19 protein-coding genes and 1 other annotated feature are annotated in these 14,043 nt (G+C 58.6%); of the genes, 3 read left to right on the top strand and 16 right to left on the bottom strand.

Annotated features, from left to right (window positions below):
- Window positions 1–37 precede the first annotated feature (37 nt).
- Entirely contained in the window at window positions 38–1,120 is a 1,083-nt protein-coding gene (locus ASH01S_RS08785; RefSeq protein WP_067926651.1) for a M24 family metallopeptidase, read from the bottom strand.
- Between the two features lie 24 nt (window positions 1,121–1,144).
- Window positions 1,145–1,588, bottom strand: a complete 444-nt coding sequence (locus ASH01S_RS08780; protein ID WP_067926648.1) for a type II 3-dehydroquinate dehydratase — start codon at window positions 1,586–1,588, stop codon at window positions 1,145–1,147.
- A 127-nt stretch (window positions 1,589–1,715) separates the two neighbouring features.
- Here ASH01S_RS08780 and ASH01S_RS08775 point away from each other — a divergent pair, with 127 nt between their 5' ends.
- The 3 genes from ASH01S_RS08775 (at window position 1,716) to ASH01S_RS08765 (ending at window position 5,124) form a co-directional block, all read left to right on the top strand.
- Entirely contained in the window at window positions 1,716–2,309 is a 594-nt protein-coding gene (locus ASH01S_RS08775; protein ID WP_067926645.1) for a histidine phosphatase family protein, read from the top strand.
- A 116-nt stretch (window positions 2,310–2,425) separates the two neighbouring features.
- A complete protein-coding gene (locus ASH01S_RS08770) occupies window positions 2,426–4,156 on the top strand; it encodes a DEAD/DEAH box helicase (protein ID WP_083516974.1) in 1,731 nt (576 codons plus the stop codon).
- Window positions 4,144–5,124 (top strand): YqhG family protein, encoded by a 981-nt coding sequence (locus ASH01S_RS08765; protein WP_067926642.1) that lies wholly within the window; start codon window positions 4,144–4,146, stop codon window positions 5,122–5,124. The genes ASH01S_RS08770 and ASH01S_RS08765 overlap by 13 nt, the downstream gene beginning before the upstream one ends.
- Before the next feature lie 4 nt (window positions 5,125–5,128).
- Here the strand turns inward: ASH01S_RS08765 and zapE are convergent, their stop codons facing one another.
- From zapE to rplU, 14 genes are all read right to left on the bottom strand, one after another.
- Entirely contained in the window at window positions 5,129–6,049 is a 921-nt protein-coding gene (gene zapE, locus ASH01S_RS08760) for an AFG1/ZapE family ATPase (RefSeq protein WP_067926639.1), read from the bottom strand.
- A 181-nt stretch (window positions 6,050–6,230) separates the two neighbouring features.
- Complete coding sequence (locus ASH01S_RS08755; RefSeq protein ID WP_157067065.1) at window positions 6,231–6,695, bottom strand: hypothetical protein; 465 nt, start codon at window positions 6,693–6,695, stop codon at window positions 6,231–6,233.
- Window positions 6,692–7,108, bottom strand: a complete 417-nt coding sequence (locus ASH01S_RS08750) for a hypothetical protein (RefSeq protein ID WP_157067064.1) — start codon at window positions 7,106–7,108, stop codon at window positions 6,692–6,694. Before ASH01S_RS08750 ends, ASH01S_RS08755 begins: the two co-directional genes overlap by 4 nt.
- Window positions 7,109–7,121: 13 nt before the next feature.
- The gene (locus ASH01S_RS08745; RefSeq protein WP_067926629.1) at window positions 7,122–7,439 is read right to left on the bottom strand and encodes a hypothetical protein; all 318 of its coding nucleotides are present in this window, start codon (window positions 7,437–7,439) and stop codon (window positions 7,122–7,124) included.
- A complete protein-coding gene (locus ASH01S_RS08740) occupies window positions 7,436–7,951 on the bottom strand; it encodes a pilus assembly FimT family protein (protein WP_067926626.1) in 516 nt (171 codons plus the stop codon). The genes ASH01S_RS08745 and ASH01S_RS08740 overlap by 4 nt, the downstream gene beginning before the upstream one ends.
- Complete coding sequence (locus ASH01S_RS08735) at window positions 7,935–8,369, bottom strand: competence type IV pilus major pilin ComGC (protein WP_245629005.1); 435 nt, start codon at window positions 8,367–8,369, stop codon at window positions 7,935–7,937. Before ASH01S_RS08735 ends, ASH01S_RS08740 begins: the two co-directional genes overlap by 17 nt.
- Before the next feature lie 35 nt (window positions 8,370–8,404).
- Window positions 8,405–9,514, bottom strand: coding sequence for a type II secretion system F family protein (locus tag ASH01S_RS08730; RefSeq protein ID WP_067926620.1), 1,110 nt, complete (start codon window positions 9,512–9,514; stop codon window positions 8,405–8,407).
- Window positions 9,501–10,526 (bottom strand): GspE/PulE family protein, encoded by a 1,026-nt coding sequence (locus ASH01S_RS08725; RefSeq protein WP_067926617.1) that lies wholly within the window; start codon window positions 10,524–10,526, stop codon window positions 9,501–9,503. The genes ASH01S_RS08730 and ASH01S_RS08725 overlap by 14 nt, the downstream gene beginning before the upstream one ends.
- Window positions 10,527–10,646: 120 nt before the next feature.
- Complete coding sequence (locus tag ASH01S_RS08720) at window positions 10,647–11,042, bottom strand: Mov34/MPN/PAD-1 family protein (protein ID WP_083516973.1); 396 nt, start codon at window positions 11,040–11,042, stop codon at window positions 10,647–10,649.
- The gene (gene obgE / locus ASH01S_RS08715; RefSeq protein WP_067926612.1) at window positions 11,011–12,300 is read right to left on the bottom strand and encodes a GTPase ObgE; all 1,290 of its coding nucleotides are present in this window, start codon (window positions 12,298–12,300) and stop codon (window positions 11,011–11,013) included. The genes ASH01S_RS08720 and obgE overlap by 32 nt, the downstream gene beginning before the upstream one ends.
- A 54-nt stretch (window positions 12,301–12,354) precedes the next feature.
- Window positions 12,355–12,858 (bottom strand): Spo0B domain-containing protein, encoded by a 504-nt coding sequence (locus tag ASH01S_RS08710; RefSeq protein ID WP_169794210.1) that lies wholly within the window; start codon window positions 12,856–12,858, stop codon window positions 12,355–12,357.
- Window positions 12,859–12,950: 92 nt separating this feature from the next.
- Window positions 12,951–13,259, bottom strand: a complete 309-nt coding sequence (gene rpmA / locus ASH01S_RS08705) for a 50S ribosomal protein L27 (protein ID WP_067926605.1) — start codon at window positions 13,257–13,259, stop codon at window positions 12,951–12,953.
- Between the two features lie 5 nt (window positions 13,260–13,264).
- Window positions 13,265–13,591: a ribosomal-processing cysteine protease Prp gene (locus ASH01S_RS08700; protein ID WP_067926602.1), complete on the bottom strand. Its 327-nt coding sequence runs from the start codon at window positions 13,589–13,591 to the stop codon at window positions 13,265–13,267.
- An 8-nt stretch (window positions 13,592–13,599) separates the two neighbouring features.
- Window positions 13,600–13,911: a 50S ribosomal protein L21 gene (gene rplU, locus ASH01S_RS08695; RefSeq protein ID WP_067926599.1), complete on the bottom strand. Its 312-nt coding sequence runs from the start codon at window positions 13,909–13,911 to the stop codon at window positions 13,600–13,602.
- A 10-nt stretch (window positions 13,912–13,921) separates the two neighbouring features.
- Window positions 13,922–13,994, bottom strand: a sequence feature (ribosomal protein L21 leader region).
- Window positions 13,995–14,043 lie beyond the last annotated feature (49 nt).

The following is a 14,043-nucleotide window of genomic DNA, read 5'->3' as shown; positions in this document are numbered from 1 at the left end:
CCTCTGTCTCATTCGATACCTAGCACATGGTCACGGTCTATTTGCCGACTGTCATCAGGTCTTTGCCCGCGTGCGTCAGCACACGACAGCCATCGTCTGTCAAGACGATGTCGTCCTCGATGCGCACTCCGCCCCATCCCGGCAAATAAACACCTGGTTCAATGGTGACAATCATCCCGCGGGCCAGACGGTCATCGCTCTGCTTGGACAAGCGCGGCAACTCGTGAATCGCCAGCCCCACCCCATGGCCGAGACTGTGTCCAAACGCTTCACCCAGCCCGTGCGAAGCCAGGTAATCGCGCGCCACAGCGTCCAAATCGCGTCCCGTGAGACCCGGACGGGCCTGGGCCAGCGCCAATTCGTTGGCCTGTCGCACGTGTTCGTAAACCTCTCGCTGCCGATCGGTGGGTTGACCCACCACCACCGTGCGGGTGATGTCCGAACAATAGCCATCCACTACGGCGCCGAAGTCTAAGGTGACAAATTCGCCATCCTCGATGACCTTGTCACTGGCCACTCCGTGTGGAAGCGCGGATCGCCAACCGGAGGCCACAATCGTCTCAAAGGATGGTCCCGACGCCCCCTGCCGGCGCATGAACAGCTCCAACTCCAGAGCTACTTCCTTTTCAGTCACGCCCGGCTGAATGACGCCAAGAATATATTCAAAGGCCGCATCGGCTACAGCGACTGCCTGCTCAACCCGCTTGATTTCCTCTGCGTCCTTTACCATCCTGAGCGATTCGACCAAATCGGAGACGGGAACCAAGGACAGGCCCGGAACGCGCTCTTCCAACTCCCGATAGCGTTGTACCTCTCCATACGTTAGATAATCTTGTTCAAATGCCAACGACTTTACGCCCGCTGTCTGCAGCAGGTCGGCCAGCGCCGAGACCAACGACGGGCCGTAATTGACCACATGAAAGTCCGGGCATTGGGACTTGGCCTGCTCCACGTAGCGAAAATCCGTCAGAAACCACTGCTCAGACAATCCAGCCAGAACATAGCCAGAGGTGCCCGTGAACCCGCTCAAGTACCGCCGATTGCTCGGTTCGGCGATAAACGCGGCATCCAGTCCCTGTGTCCGAAGCTGTGCCCTCAGCGCCTCAAGACGGTGGTTCATCGCCAACCCTCCATCTTTGAGAACTTATTTTGACGAGGTTAACTGCAACAGATATGCTGCCGCGTACTCATATCCAATCGTGCCCAGCCCGACAATCTGACCTGCAGCCAGCGGCGCCAACACCAGATGGTGGCGGAAGGATTCACGCTGATGAACATTGGAGATATGTATTTCGATAAATGGACGGCCCACATCTTCGAGACAATCCCGCAGCGCATACCCGTAATGAGCCAGCGCGCCTGGGTTGATGATCATCCCCCTCGCTTCGGGTCCATGGGTCTGGAGAAAATCGATGATAGCTCCTTCATGATTGGATTGAAAGTCCAGGACCTCGACCCCGTAGGGTTGGCACACCTTGCGCACGCGCTGGACCACGTCCTCCAGACTTTCCTCTCCGTATATCTCGGGTAGGCGCCGGCCAAGACGGTTGAGATTGGGGCCGTGCACAAGCAATATGGTGTCGGGCACTCTGACCACCTAGCCTTTCACGGCAAGCTGCTTTCCCGGGCGCCAGGCGGCGCACAAGGCCAAAATCGGCTACATTGTACCATAATAAGTTGCTATACTGGAACCATTGCAGGGGGAGGCGACCGAGTTGCTGGAACTTTGGCTGGTTCGTCACGGGGAAACGGATTGGAACCTGGAACAGCGTGTGCAAGGATGGTTGGACATTCCATTGAACGCCAACGGCCGGCAACAGGCCGAAATGTTATCCCATCAACTGCAAGGGATCCCGTTTCAAGCCCTGTACTCGAGCGACCTGACACGCGCCCTGACCACAGCCCGCATCCTGGCGAAGAACGTACCGCTGCCCATCCGTACCAGCCCGGAACTGCGCGAGCGGGGGCTCGGAGAAGCCGAAGGCCTGCTGCGTGTTGAGGCGCAAAGACGGTATCCGAATGGGGCCCCCTCCAGAGAGACGGAAGAACAGATGCACAGACGCCTGATCTCCGTTATGGACCGCATTGTCAGCGAGGTGAACCACGGCCGGGTTTTGTGTGTCAGCCACGGCGGGTTCATCCGCCTGTGGCTCGGTTATATTGGCCACCCCATCCCGGCTCTCGGCAACACCAGCGTGAGTCGGGTCGCCTACACGGAGGGACTGTGGCGCGTCATCTGTGCAGATTGGCGGGGACACCTGGCGCACCCGGGGCGTGCGCACGGTACCCGTGCAGCGTCACCACGCTGAGCCTAGCTCCTCGGAGTGGGAGATGCGAGCCCAATGCAATCCTTTTTTCATCCTGGTTCATACTAGTCACCTGAAGCCATACGGCCGTCTGTTCAGTCGGCGATGGAGGTAGACTCATGGAATCAGGATGGAACGTCGCGGTGCGCACGCCTCCAATTCAGGACGACCGCGAACAATTAGAGCACAACTTAGCCGAGTTTTTGTCGCACCTGCACGAGACCGACAACCGATCTACCGAGTGGATCTTGTTCCAGTTGCAAGCCGATGCCGTCAGAGCCCGTTTGGCCGAAGGTTTTGACCAACTGCTGGCATTGGAGCACCTGCAAGGGTTCACACCCCTGCCTCACCAGGTGGAGACCGCCCACAGAGTGTTGCGCGACCTGCGCGGCCGGGCCATTCTCGCTGACGAGGTGGGTTTGGGCAAAACCATCGAGGCTGGGCTGATCCTCAAGGAATACCTGCTGCGGGGACTCGTACGAAAGGCGCTCATCCTGGTTCCTGCCAGCCTGGTCTTGCAGTGGACGCGAGAATTGAATGAAAAGTTCCGGATTCCGTGTTTTGCGCAGAGAAATGAATGGACCTGGTCGGAACATGATATCATCGTGGCATCGCTGGACACCGCCAAGCGTGAGCCCCATCGCACCGCAGTGCTCGGACAAGCGTGGGATCTGGTCATCGTCGACGAAGCCCACAAGCTGAAAAACCCACGCACAAGGAATTGGCAGATCGTCAATCAAATTCCGAACAAATTTTTGTTGTTGCTGACCGCAACCCCCATGCAAAACGACCTGCGTGAACTGCACACGCTGATCACGCTGTTGAGACCTGGTCACCTGGGCAACAGTCGAGAGTTTGCGCGGTCGTTTGTTGAGTCTCGGCGCACCGCCAAGCGGCCTGAGACACTGAGAGAGCAGGTCTCGAACGTGCTGATTCGCAATCGGCGTCGGGACGGATCGACCTCGCTGCCTCCTCGGCACGTGCGCTCGGTGCCACTCACACTCAGTCCACCAGAGCGTGCCTTGTACGATGCGGTACAGACCTTTCTGCGCACCGAGTACCGAGCGCGCAGCGAGGGGCGTGCGTCGGTCCTCCCTTTAATCACGCTGCAGCGAGAGATCTGCAGTTCTCCCTATGCCGCCATGATCACTATGGAACGAATGATAAAGCGCAGCAAAGACGATTCGTTGCGGAAGACCTTGCAAAAGCTGACGCGTATGGCGGAATCTATTCACACGTATACGAAAGTAGAGACGGTACTCCAGATGTTGAAGGAGATTGACGACAAGTGCGTCGTCTTTACAGAGTACCGTGCCACCCAGGACTTTCTCTTGTATATGCTGAAGCGCCACGGGATATCGGTGGTTCCCTTTCGCGGCGGTTTCGGGCGCGGCAAGAAGGACTGGATGAAAGATCTGTTCGCCCGGAAAGTGCAGGTTTTGGTGGCCACGGAGTCGGGGGGAGAAGGCATCAACCTGCAGTTTTGCCACCACATGATCAACTTTGATTTGCCTTGGAACCCAATGCGCCTGGAACAGCGAATCGGCCGCATTCACCGTTTGGGCCAAACTGAAGAAGTGTACATCCACAACCTGGCTACCGAGAATACGATTGAGGCGCACATCGTGCAACTCCTGCAAGAAAAAATACGGTTGTTCGAGATGATCATCGGCGAATTGGATTACATCGTCGGGGATCATCGGCTGGGTGAGGACTTCGACCGTCAGGTGATGGACATTGCCATGACAAGCGATACAGATACGCAACTGCAGGAACGCTTGAACGCGTTTGGTGATCGCGTCCTGCAGGAGTGGAAAAGGGAGGAGGACACCAGCCTGTGGCACGCTTGAAGCCGAGTTTGGTGCTGAGTCCACGCCCGATGGCCAATCCTCCGCTACGCACCCCCAAAGAGCGATTCCAGTTTTGCGACACGTATCTGCAAGCGGTCGGTGCACGAGAGCTCCGTCGCAGCGACGCGTACTTGGAATACGAACTGCCGATAGATGTGGACAAAGAACTCACGGACAGACCCTATTTTTGGCTGTGGGTGGAGCAAACTGGTCATCAGGTCGAACCTACCGTCTTGCGATTGGCGTTTTCGGAGCAAGCGGCACAACGAGAAAATGAGCGCCTGCGTAGGGAAGCATGGACAACCGCCGAAGCGCGGGGCATGTCGGAAGTAGAACGGATGTTCTTTCGTCCCCCTGTCTGCGAATTGATTACACTGGGGAGCTTTCGGCTCGATAAAATATTTGACTCGTTGGCAAAAAGAGGGCGCTTTGCCTGTGTCGCGTACGATACCTCCACACACGGCGATCACATGGTCTCATGGCTGATGGTCAATATTATGGTGTCATTTCAAGCTGCCCTTACCCAACAGGTCTACCGCTCCCTGGCCATCCGCCTGGACCACGGGGAGGTTGTGGACGGGTTTTACGATTTTGTGCGCCGCCTCCCCATGCAACCGGCAGAGCCCGAACAGTTGCTGCAGCGCTCTCGCATCTCCGTCTCCGATGCACTGTTACGGCTGGACAACACTCTCCATCACGAAATACTGCACAGCGACCTCTCTTGGGCGGAAGAAGCTCGGCATAACCTGCAACAAGAACTGGAACAAATCGACTTGTACTATGAGAGCCTGCTCCCCGACTTGGACGCGGAGGAACGAAACTTGGTGCAGGCCGAAAGGGACCGAAAGCGACAGGAAGTGCGCCAACGCAGTGAGCCGCGCATCGTCATCGCATACCAACAAGCCGCCCTGATGGGCCTGCCAGAACGGATGATTCATTTGCCTGGCACGCCGTCTCACAAGCGATAGGACTTTAGGTCAAGGATTGCAAATTCCGCTGCCGCGCATCCGGTCCATCCATTTTGGCCAACTTGGACATCTGCATGATGCGGCTGCGCAAGGGCCCCACAGAATCGAGCAAATCCTCCCCGTTACGCCGATAGATGTCTGGAGGAGCGTAGTTGCTGGTAAACCATGTAGGAAGTTTGGCATGAAAACGATGGTTCACGATACGAAATAACTTTTCCAACGTGAACTCGTTGGCTCGCTCCTGGGCAAATTCATCAATCCCTAAGACCGGAGCTGTCGAGAGGGCATGGAGCAGGGATTCCAAATCCCCATTGTCAGCAATGATTTGACGCATTCTGTCAAAAATAGAGTCTGAGCGCACGAACAGGCAGGGAATACCTCTCTCCTGCAGCCGATTCAGCACAGCCAACATGAGATGTGTCTTTCCCACCCCTGGAGGACCGAATATATACACGCCGGGACTGGGCTTCCCTATCTCATACGTCTCCGCGAACTGTTCAGCAAATCGCACCAATCGAGGATATTTTTGCTTCTGCTCACGGGGAAAGTTCGCAAAGCGAAACGACGTATCCTGAGGCAGCCCTCCCGCCTCGACCACGTAACGCTGCAGGCGCAGGCGCAGGTGGTACTCACGAAATGGCTGGCACCGCCGCACCCGTACGGTCAGTTGCCCACCATACGGTTCCAGCACCTGAACAAATCCCTGCATGTCCCCTTCCTTCGGACAGACCTCGAACCCCCGGCAACCCGCGCACACATCGCGCTGTCGGATGTATTCCAACAAGAGATGGCGATGGCGCCATATGGCGTCATCGTCCACCTGCCAGGTATTCAATTCCGGGATCTCCCGTCGAAAGTAGGTGACGTCCCAAGCTGAGGCGTCCGGCATGTGAGCGGATGGCAGGACCGATTTGATATGCTCCATGGTGACGTCCTTCCTCGTTCAATGCGTTACGCGTTCTAGCTTCAGTATAATCTGTTCCACCACGGCGGACAAAGACGACAGATCCAGGGCCAGGTACCACCTCCCCACCGTGGACCTCCTCACCGTGGCTTTACCACATTTGCACAGCCAATCCGTCTGACCGGACGCACCCCGGCCCTCGTCAACTTGACGGCGGAGGACTCTCGTCCAGCCAATCGGTCAGGCGACCATGGCGCGCGTCGTACTGGGCGGCCACAACGTCCTGCGCACCGTCCACATGAGCGTTGACATACACCTGCCATGTTCCGTTATACATCACCTGGATTTGAACCTCACCGTCCGGAACCGGGACCTGCTGGTTCATCACCTGCGGACCGTGGCGAAGAAAATCCGACAGAACGTATTCCATCTCTCCCCTGGCCAACCAATACGCCCGCTGCAGATCCGCTTGCTGGCGATGAATATGCAGCTCGGCCGCGGCGGCCATCATCAACACGGTCACCCAGCCGACCGACAACGTGGCAAACCCGACTGACGCCAACAGCACGTTGCCGGCATCTCTTGGCCCTCGCAGAAAAGACGGCCACCTTCCCTTCCTGGCGCCGAGCAACCCAACCCTGCGCCGGGATTGACCGAGCCCGGTCACGACATCATATCCCCTATCGTGCGCACATGCAAGATATGATTTTGACCATCCAGCATCGTCACCTGAACAGAAAACCCGTACCGCTCGGGAGCGCACTCAAGGGACGCGAAGCCATCAGCGAGCACACTGGTACCTCCGCCTTCTCCAACTCGTACCAACTGGCCCTCCGCGTTGACCAGGTAGGTATAGGAGTCCCCGCTCACCAAATCCAGGCTGAGAGCGTTCTCCGCCACACGTATCTGGGTACTGGCGTGTCCGTCCTGGGTCAGAACCCGCGCCGCGTTGTCCCAAGCGGCTTCCGATGCCAATGCGTCCAGTCCAGCCCCGCATTGTCGACCCAGACTGAGCAACCAAAACAATCCCACCGTCGTCAACACAGCCGATAGACCAATGACCATCGTGACCTCAAGCAAGGAAAAGCCTTCCTCACCCATCACTGTCAGTTCGACGCACCCAGACAGTCTGTACAGTCCCTTGACAACTTGCTTCAATACGCACCCAGGACGCATCTTCCGCATCGGTCCGTACCTCCACCTGACACGTGTACCCGTTCACCGGGAAGGAAGAGGGAATCATAGTGTCCCCGGCCGTGTATCGTTCAGCAACCGCATCGGCCGCCTCCACGGCCGCCCGGACCCGGTCCGACAATTGGATTTCGGCAAACGCCTGGCTCTCTGCGGCCGCCGCTCCTTCCGCCGCCCAGAGGAAGCAGAGGGCGGCCAGCAAGACCTCGAGCAGAGTCATGATGAGCCTCCACTGGCCGCGTCCGGGCCCAGACTGACCCATCCAGCTCCCGTGTACAGGTGCACGTCCGTTTCCGTGACGCCGTCTGTAAGGCGCACCACGCCCGCGACATGCGCATCCCCGGCCGAGTCGAACGCCACCCATCCAGTGCCCATTTGCAAATACCCGTCCTTATAATCCACCCCGTCCAGGAACGTCTTGCTGGAGACAACCTGCGGTCCGACAAGGATGTCATACTGGGGTTGATATTTATGCAGGTCCAAGACCGCATAGGGCCCTTTCACTTGGCTTAGTGCCTGCGTCTCGCGAAAGTCCCAGATCAGCGACTGCGCGGTTTGTGTAACCTGTTGAGCCCTGAGCACAGGCGCCACACCAAGCAGGGAAACGGCCAGCGACAGACCTACCAACGCAACCGCCGCGCAGACCTCCAGAAGGCTGAATCCTGCTTCGAGATGCCGCTGCTCCTCCTGCCGCCGAGAACACCATATCGAGATGTCACTGCCCTGTGCCATTCGATCCGCTCCCCGCGTCCTCCTGGTACGTCACTTGCGCAGACCCGTCAGCCTGAATGGTAATGACGTAGTGCCCGCCTGCCGGGTCTTGTGGAATCGAGTCGAGCAGTTGAGCGTCTTTCAACGCCTGCAGCTGCGCCTCGGAATCCCCGCTGGGATACCGATGGTACATCATGTAGTATTCATTGAGGGCAGCTTCAATCGTCTTCTCATTTTCGGATCGAGCGACCGACTGCACATGTTGACCGATACCGAACACATGCGGGGCCACGATGGCTGTCATCACAGCCAAAATAGAGACGGCGACGACCATTTCCAACAAGGTGAACCCGCCTTCGCCGCCTGTTTGCCTAACGTGTCCGTCTTGGCGAAACCGCGGGGACCCCCATTGCGACACGACCATGCAGAGCCGCTTCATCACTTCTGAGACCACCTCGTTTTTGGGGAATATGTTCAGTGCATCAGTGCCGGGGTGGACATGGCCCCCATCAAGTCGTACATCGGCAGCAGCAGGGCCAGCATCGTCACCGCTACAAGCCCGCCACTCGCACTTACCAGCACTGGCTCCAAGACACGCATGACCGCTTCCATTTGGCGTACCCAGCGCGTACGGAGAAGAACGGCCGCCCGTTCGAGTCCAGACGAGAGATTTCCGGTTGTTTCGGTCAGGGACATCAAGGACGAAAGAATCGGATCCCAGGTGCCTGTCAAGGCTGAGGCCAAATTGTTGCCGGCCAAAAGCTCCACTCGCAACGTCTTACAGGCGGCGGCTAACCAGCGGGGTTTGCCTTGCCGCTGCAAAACCGAAAGGGCGTCCAATATCGGCACTCCGGCGCACACAAGCTGTGCCGTCATGGATGCGAACATCGCGGTCCGCTGCAGACGAAACCACCGCCCCAAAGACGTCTGATGAATCCACCTGTGCAGCGGGTTGTGCGCCCGACGGTCCAACCACCAGACGCCCCCCACCGTTCCCATGAGTCCGGCCAGGGCCAGCAGGAGGCACACGGGCATCACGTGCAAGAATTGATTGGCAAGGCGGTAGCTCTCTGGGGTTGTGGCCCCGGTCATTTGGTACATGTTGGTCATCGACGGCAGGATCATGTGCAAAATGAACAACTGTAGCACCAGCGTCATGACCATCAACAACATGGGGTAGGCGGCAGCCCGAACCATGGCGGCCCGCCACTCCCGGCGTCTTCTCGTCTGTTCACTCCACAGACGAAGACACTCCGCCAATCGCCCGGATTGCGCCCCGACTTCGAGCATCATGGTCAGATCTGTCGGAGCCCATGGACGCCACGCATCGCTCAGCAACTCTCCCCGTTCCACCGCCTCGCGGGCCACATGCAGTACGAAGGCTCGTCCTCGCTGCGCGCCCAGGGTCTGCAAACAGGCAATGGCCTCCCGCAGCGGCAGCCCCGCTTCCAAGAGTTCCGCCAACTCACGGCAGAGGCTTACGGACTCGACAGGATGCCAACGTCGCCAATGCGGTCCCAGCCGCCGCACGCGAGGCGAGTTCGATGAACCTGACACCGGCTGGGTCTGCTCAAGTTCCGGCATGTTCCAATGGTTCCTCCCATATCCGCGGATCCCGCGTGTTCGCGTGTATGTCGTGCCAGGTCGATCCAGACGCAATCGCCTGGCGCAGCGCCGCGGTCATGCGATGCACCGTAAAGTGAGGCACGCGCCGCAACACACCGCTGCGACAAGCATCGCAGCCCCGACCCTGGCAGCGATAGCACGCTTCCTCCAGCCAGGTCTGAACCACCACCCCGATGAGCACATCGGCGATCAAAGGCCGCCCCAGACCAAACTCCGACAGCCGTGCGGCCGCTCCGATGAAGTCGGTTGCGTGCGTGGTAGCGAGCACCAGGTGTCCAGTCAACGCCGCCCGCAACATCACCCGCGCCGTTTCTTCATCGCGCACTTCGCCGATGACAATCGCATCCGGATCCTGCCGCAACACTGCTTTGAGCGCGCCCGCAAAAGTGAATCCGATTTGTTCCCGAATTTGAAACTGATGCAACTCTGGAATCGGCCGTTCCACGGGGTCTTCAAGACTGACTACGTGCAAGCCGCGTCCCGCCAACCAGCGCATGATGGCATACAAGGTGGTGGTCTTGCCGGAACCTGTGGGCCCCGCCACCAAGACCAGACCTCCAGATCCGCTCAGCATGTGGGATAACTGGCGTACCTGAAGCTCATCCATACCGAGCTGATGAAAGTCGTATCTATCCGTCCCCGCCAAAAGACGCAAGACCACACACTCACCGTCGATCAGCGGCAGCGTCGAGACGCGAACGTCACAGGTCCCCTTTCCCTCCCAGTGAAAGGCACCGTCCTGGGGCAAACGACTCTCGGCAACGTCCATCTTCGCCAAGGCTTTGATCCGTCGCACCAACGCAGGACCTACCGGTGATTCGCTGGCCAAGTAGGGGACCAAGAGGCCGTCCAGGCGAAATTTCACCTCCAACCGGCCACGGCTCACGCTCACATGCACGTCCGTGCACCCTTGTTCCAAAGCCCCGTCCAAGATCTGTTGGCACAGAAAGACGGCTGACGCTTCCTCCATGCGAATCCCTCCATTTCCTGCCCAGACCGGGCATCATGCTAGAGAAATTCGCGAAGCCGCGGCAGCCGCCTGTTTGCAACACGAAACGGACATATAGGATTGTACGCATTTCACACGCTTTTACGTTTTTGTCGTACGGGCAAAGCGCAAGACCCACCCACCTGGCGAGGACACGAACAGCACGTGCCAGGGGGCCCACAGAGCCAAGCGACGATCGGCGCAGGAGAACGAATCCCCGCCCATCGGATGACTGTGAAACGAGGCGAGCACACACTCTCCTGCATCGTGCAGGTGATAAGCCCAGTCCACCAGATCCGACGGCCGGATCGAAAAGTGATACGGAGTCGCCTCCACCCTGATGCTGCGAAAGACCACCTGCCCCGCGCGCGTTCGGCAGAACCACCCCAGGGCCTCGTCGGGCCAACAGGTGTCTGCCCACTGGGCCGCCTCGGCCGCTAACGGCGGCCCCCACCACTCGGGCGCTTCACTCGACAAAATCAAATTCCATGTCGGCAATCCTTATCACATCGCCCTCTGTCGCCCCGCGTTCGCGAAGAGCATCGTCCACACCACGGCGCTTCAGGATGCGTTGGAATCTCTTCACCGCATCATACTGGCCAAAATTGGTCATCCGCACCAACTTCTCCAGCTCCTCGGATTCGACGACAAAGACCGATCCGTCCCGGTAAATGCGGAACGGGTGCTTGGGCTCGTAACGGTAAACCTTCTTTTCCGGCATCGTGTCTCCCGCCTGATGCACGGCCGCGGCGTCCGCTGCTTCTGTTTGCTGCTCCAGCGCGTCAGCTACAGCCGTCAACAACTCGGCCAAACCGAAACGAGTAGCCCCGGAAATCGGATACACAACCTGATTCGGATAGGCCTCACGAAACGCCTGCAGGTGTTCTTCAGCCTCCGGCAGATCCATCTTGTTGGCGGCCACCAACTGTGGGCGTTTCGCCAACCGAGCGTCATGCTTGTAAAGTTGCTCATTGATGACCTGGTAGTCCTGAACCGGGTCCCGCCCATCCACGGCTGCCATGTCAATGACATGCACCAACAACCGGGTGCGCTCAATGTGGCGCAAAAAGTCATGCCCCAGGCCTTTGCCTTCGTGGGCCCCCTCAATCAACCCGGGCAAATCCGCCATCACGAAACTGCGTCCGTCGGGCGCCTCCACGACGCCCAGTTCGGGCGTGAGAGTGGTGAAGGGATAATCGCCGATCTTCGGGCGGGCTGCGGATACCGCCGACAGCAGGGTGGACTTGCCGACGCTCGGATAGCCAACCAATCCCACGTCGGCCAGAACCTTCAACTCCAATCGCAGCCACCGTTCCTGTCCCGGTTCTCCCTTTTCCGCGATCTCAGGAGCCGAATTGCCAGCATGGGCAAAGCGCGTATTGCCCCTGCCTCCCCGCCCACCGCGAGCGACGCACAGGCGCTGGCCGTGGTGCACCAGATCTCCGAGGAACTCCCCCGTGTCCCCGTCATACACGACCGTCCCCGGCGGGACCTTCACAACCAAGTCCTCGGCACTCTGTCCATGGCGGTTTTTGTTGCGCCCGTTCTCACCCTTGTCCGCCTTGAAATGTCGTTGATAGCGAAAGTCCATCAGGGTGCGCAGGCCTTCATCCACCATCAACACGACATTGCCGCCGTTTCCGCCGTCGCCGCCGGCCGGGCCCCCAAGCGGCACGTATTTTTCCCGGCGATATGCAACAATGCCATTGCCTCCATCGCCCCCTTTAACATAAATGCGCGCCTCGTCGACAAACATCGCGATTCCCCCCATGTCAAGTCTGCGCCCTATGTATGGAGAATCCTTGCTTATTTAGTATGAGTGACACCCATCGCGACGGATTCGGATATTCACCCGCGTCAAGTCGCTGCCCAGTTCATCCGCCACATCCAGCCACCACCTGTCCACGTCCGGATCGCCCATCAGCACCACCTCTGCGGAGCGACTCGGGACCCCCGGCTCAGCCGTGCCGTACACCTGCACGCGCAAACGAGGCAAAGACGAGGAGGCCAATGATTGCTGCAACGCCCGCCACAGGTTGGAAAGTTCTTGCAGCAGCGGCTCATCCATCGGAAACAGCCGCTCACAGGCCGCCAGTTCCAAGGAGGCACAGGTGGCCACGGCAAACACAAACTCCCAGTCGCTCTCCGCAGCCGCCGACTGGGCTCGCGATACCCCCTGCAGCCAGCTCGACAACTCGAGCAAAGCGGCCAACGCCCGATCCGGTTTCCCCAGCTGCAGATACCCTTGAACCAGCTGCAATCCGTTCAAGACATCATGTCGATGCCGCCGAAACACGTCCGGCCACCTATTCACGGGCCAACACCCTTCCTGAAAAATAGGCCTGGCGAAACCGCCAGGCCCTTTTCCCTATTGTATGCCACTGACGCCAAGCCCGAGGATTCTCTTCAGGCCTCGCTGACCACGGGCTCCTCCACCGCGACCGGATACACGCTCACGCGCTTGCGATCACGACCCCAACGCTCAAACTTGACCCGACCTTCCACCTTGGCAAACAGCGTATCATCCTTGCCGATCCCTACGTTGACACCCGGGTGGATTTTGGTTCCCCGCTGACGAACCAAGATACTGCCGGCCGTCACCAATTGGCCGTCTCCGCGTTTGACGCCCAGCCGCTTGGAAATGCTGTCACGACCGTTGCGGGTGCTCGACACACCCTTCTTGTGTGCAAAACGCTGCAGGTTTAGTTGCAACATCGTCTTCACCCCTGTTCGTGATGCATGCGCACTTGCACATGACGTGGATACTGCTCTGAAATCTGCTCAAGACCGAGTACCATGCTGCGAAACAACAAGTCAGTCTCGTCGGAGATGCGATGGGATGGAAGCCGACAGAACAACTCATCCCCATCATCTGTACACTCCGGCACCACACGCAACAGCGCCTCGCAACTGTTGATGGCGTTTGTCACCAACGCCGAGACGGCCGCGCAGACGATATCCGATCCCACATCCGCGTATCCGGCGTGCCCGCGCAACCGAAACCGGTGAATGCGCCCGTTCACCTCGGTCACATCGCAGACAATCATGAATCCCCTTAGACCTCGATGGCCTCTATCCGCAGGCGCGTGTACGGCTGACGATGGCCCTGTTTCTTATGATAGTTCTTTTTCGGTTTATATTTGAACACCACAATTTTCTCACCGCGGCCATGCCCCTCCACCTTGGCAACCACACGGGCTCCCGGCACCACGGGAGAACCAACCTGGACGCCACCGTCACCGCTGACGAGGTAAACCTCGTCCAGGGTGACCGAGTCACCGACCTCGGCCGCCAATTTTTCAACCGTTACGACGTCCCCCACGGAAACCTTGTACTGCTTGCCTCCGGTACCCACAATCGCGTACATGACCAAACCGCTCCTTACTTAGACTCGCTGTCCAGGCACCCACAGGGGATTTGTCCGCCTGCAACATGCGGTTGAAGTAACAAATCTATGTTAGCATATCATGCTTGCACGCCACTGGCAAGTTGGTCTGTC

It is taken from the genome of Alicyclobacillus shizuokensis NBRC 103103, assembly GCF_001552255.1.
GTDB lineage: Bacteria > Bacillota > Bacilli > Alicyclobacillales > Alicyclobacillaceae > Alicyclobacillus_G > Alicyclobacillus_G shizuokensis.
Note: the sequence above shows the minus strand (reverse complement) of the source record. Positions and strands in the feature narration are given on the sequence as shown.

Bases quoted from the DNA above. Each gene is read 5' to 3' on its own strand.
- ASH01S_RS08730 (WP_067926620.1), bottom strand. From the start codon at position 9,514: ATGCCGGAACTTGAGCAGACCCAGCCGGTGTCAGGTTCATCGAACTCG.
- ASH01S_RS08745 (WP_067926629.1), bottom strand. From the start codon at position 7,439: ATGACTCTGCTCGAGGTCTTGCTGGCCGCCCTCTGCTTCCTCTGGGCG.
- ASH01S_RS08785 (WP_067926651.1), bottom strand. From the start codon at position 1,120: ATGAACCACCGTCTTGAGGCGCTGAGGGCACAGCTTCGGACACAGGGA.
- ASH01S_RS08740 (WP_067926626.1), bottom strand. From the start codon at position 7,951: ATGGCACAGGGCAGTGACATCTCGATATGGTGTTCTCGGCGGCAGGAG.
- ASH01S_RS08725 (WP_067926617.1), bottom strand. From the start codon at position 10,526: ATGGAGGAAGCGTCAGCCGTCTTTCTGTGCCAACAGATCTTGGACGGG.
- obgE (WP_067926612.1), bottom strand. From the start codon at position 12,300: ATGTTTGTCGACGAGGCGCGCATTTATGTTAAAGGGGGCGATGGAGGC.
- rpmA (WP_067926605.1), bottom strand. From the start codon at position 13,259: ATGTTGCAACTAAACCTGCAGCGTTTTGCACACAAGAAGGGTGTGTCG.
- rplU (WP_067926599.1), bottom strand. From the start codon at position 13,911: ATGTACGCGATTGTGGGTACCGGAGGCAAGCAGTACAAGGTTTCCGTG.
- ASH01S_RS08735 (WP_245629005.1), bottom strand. From the start codon at position 8,369: ATGAAGCGGCTCTGCATGGTCGTGTCGCAATGGGGGTCCCCGCGGTTT.
- ASH01S_RS08700 (WP_067926602.1), bottom strand. From the start codon at position 13,591: ATGATTGTCTGCGATGTGACCGAGGTGAACGGGCGCATTCACCGGTTT.
- ASH01S_RS08770 (WP_083516974.1), top strand. From the start codon at position 2,426: ATGGAATCAGGATGGAACGTCGCGGTGCGCACGCCTCCAATTCAGGAC.
- zapE (WP_067926639.1), bottom strand. From the start codon at position 6,049: ATGGAGCATATCAAATCGGTCCTGCCATCCGCTCACATGCCGGACGCC.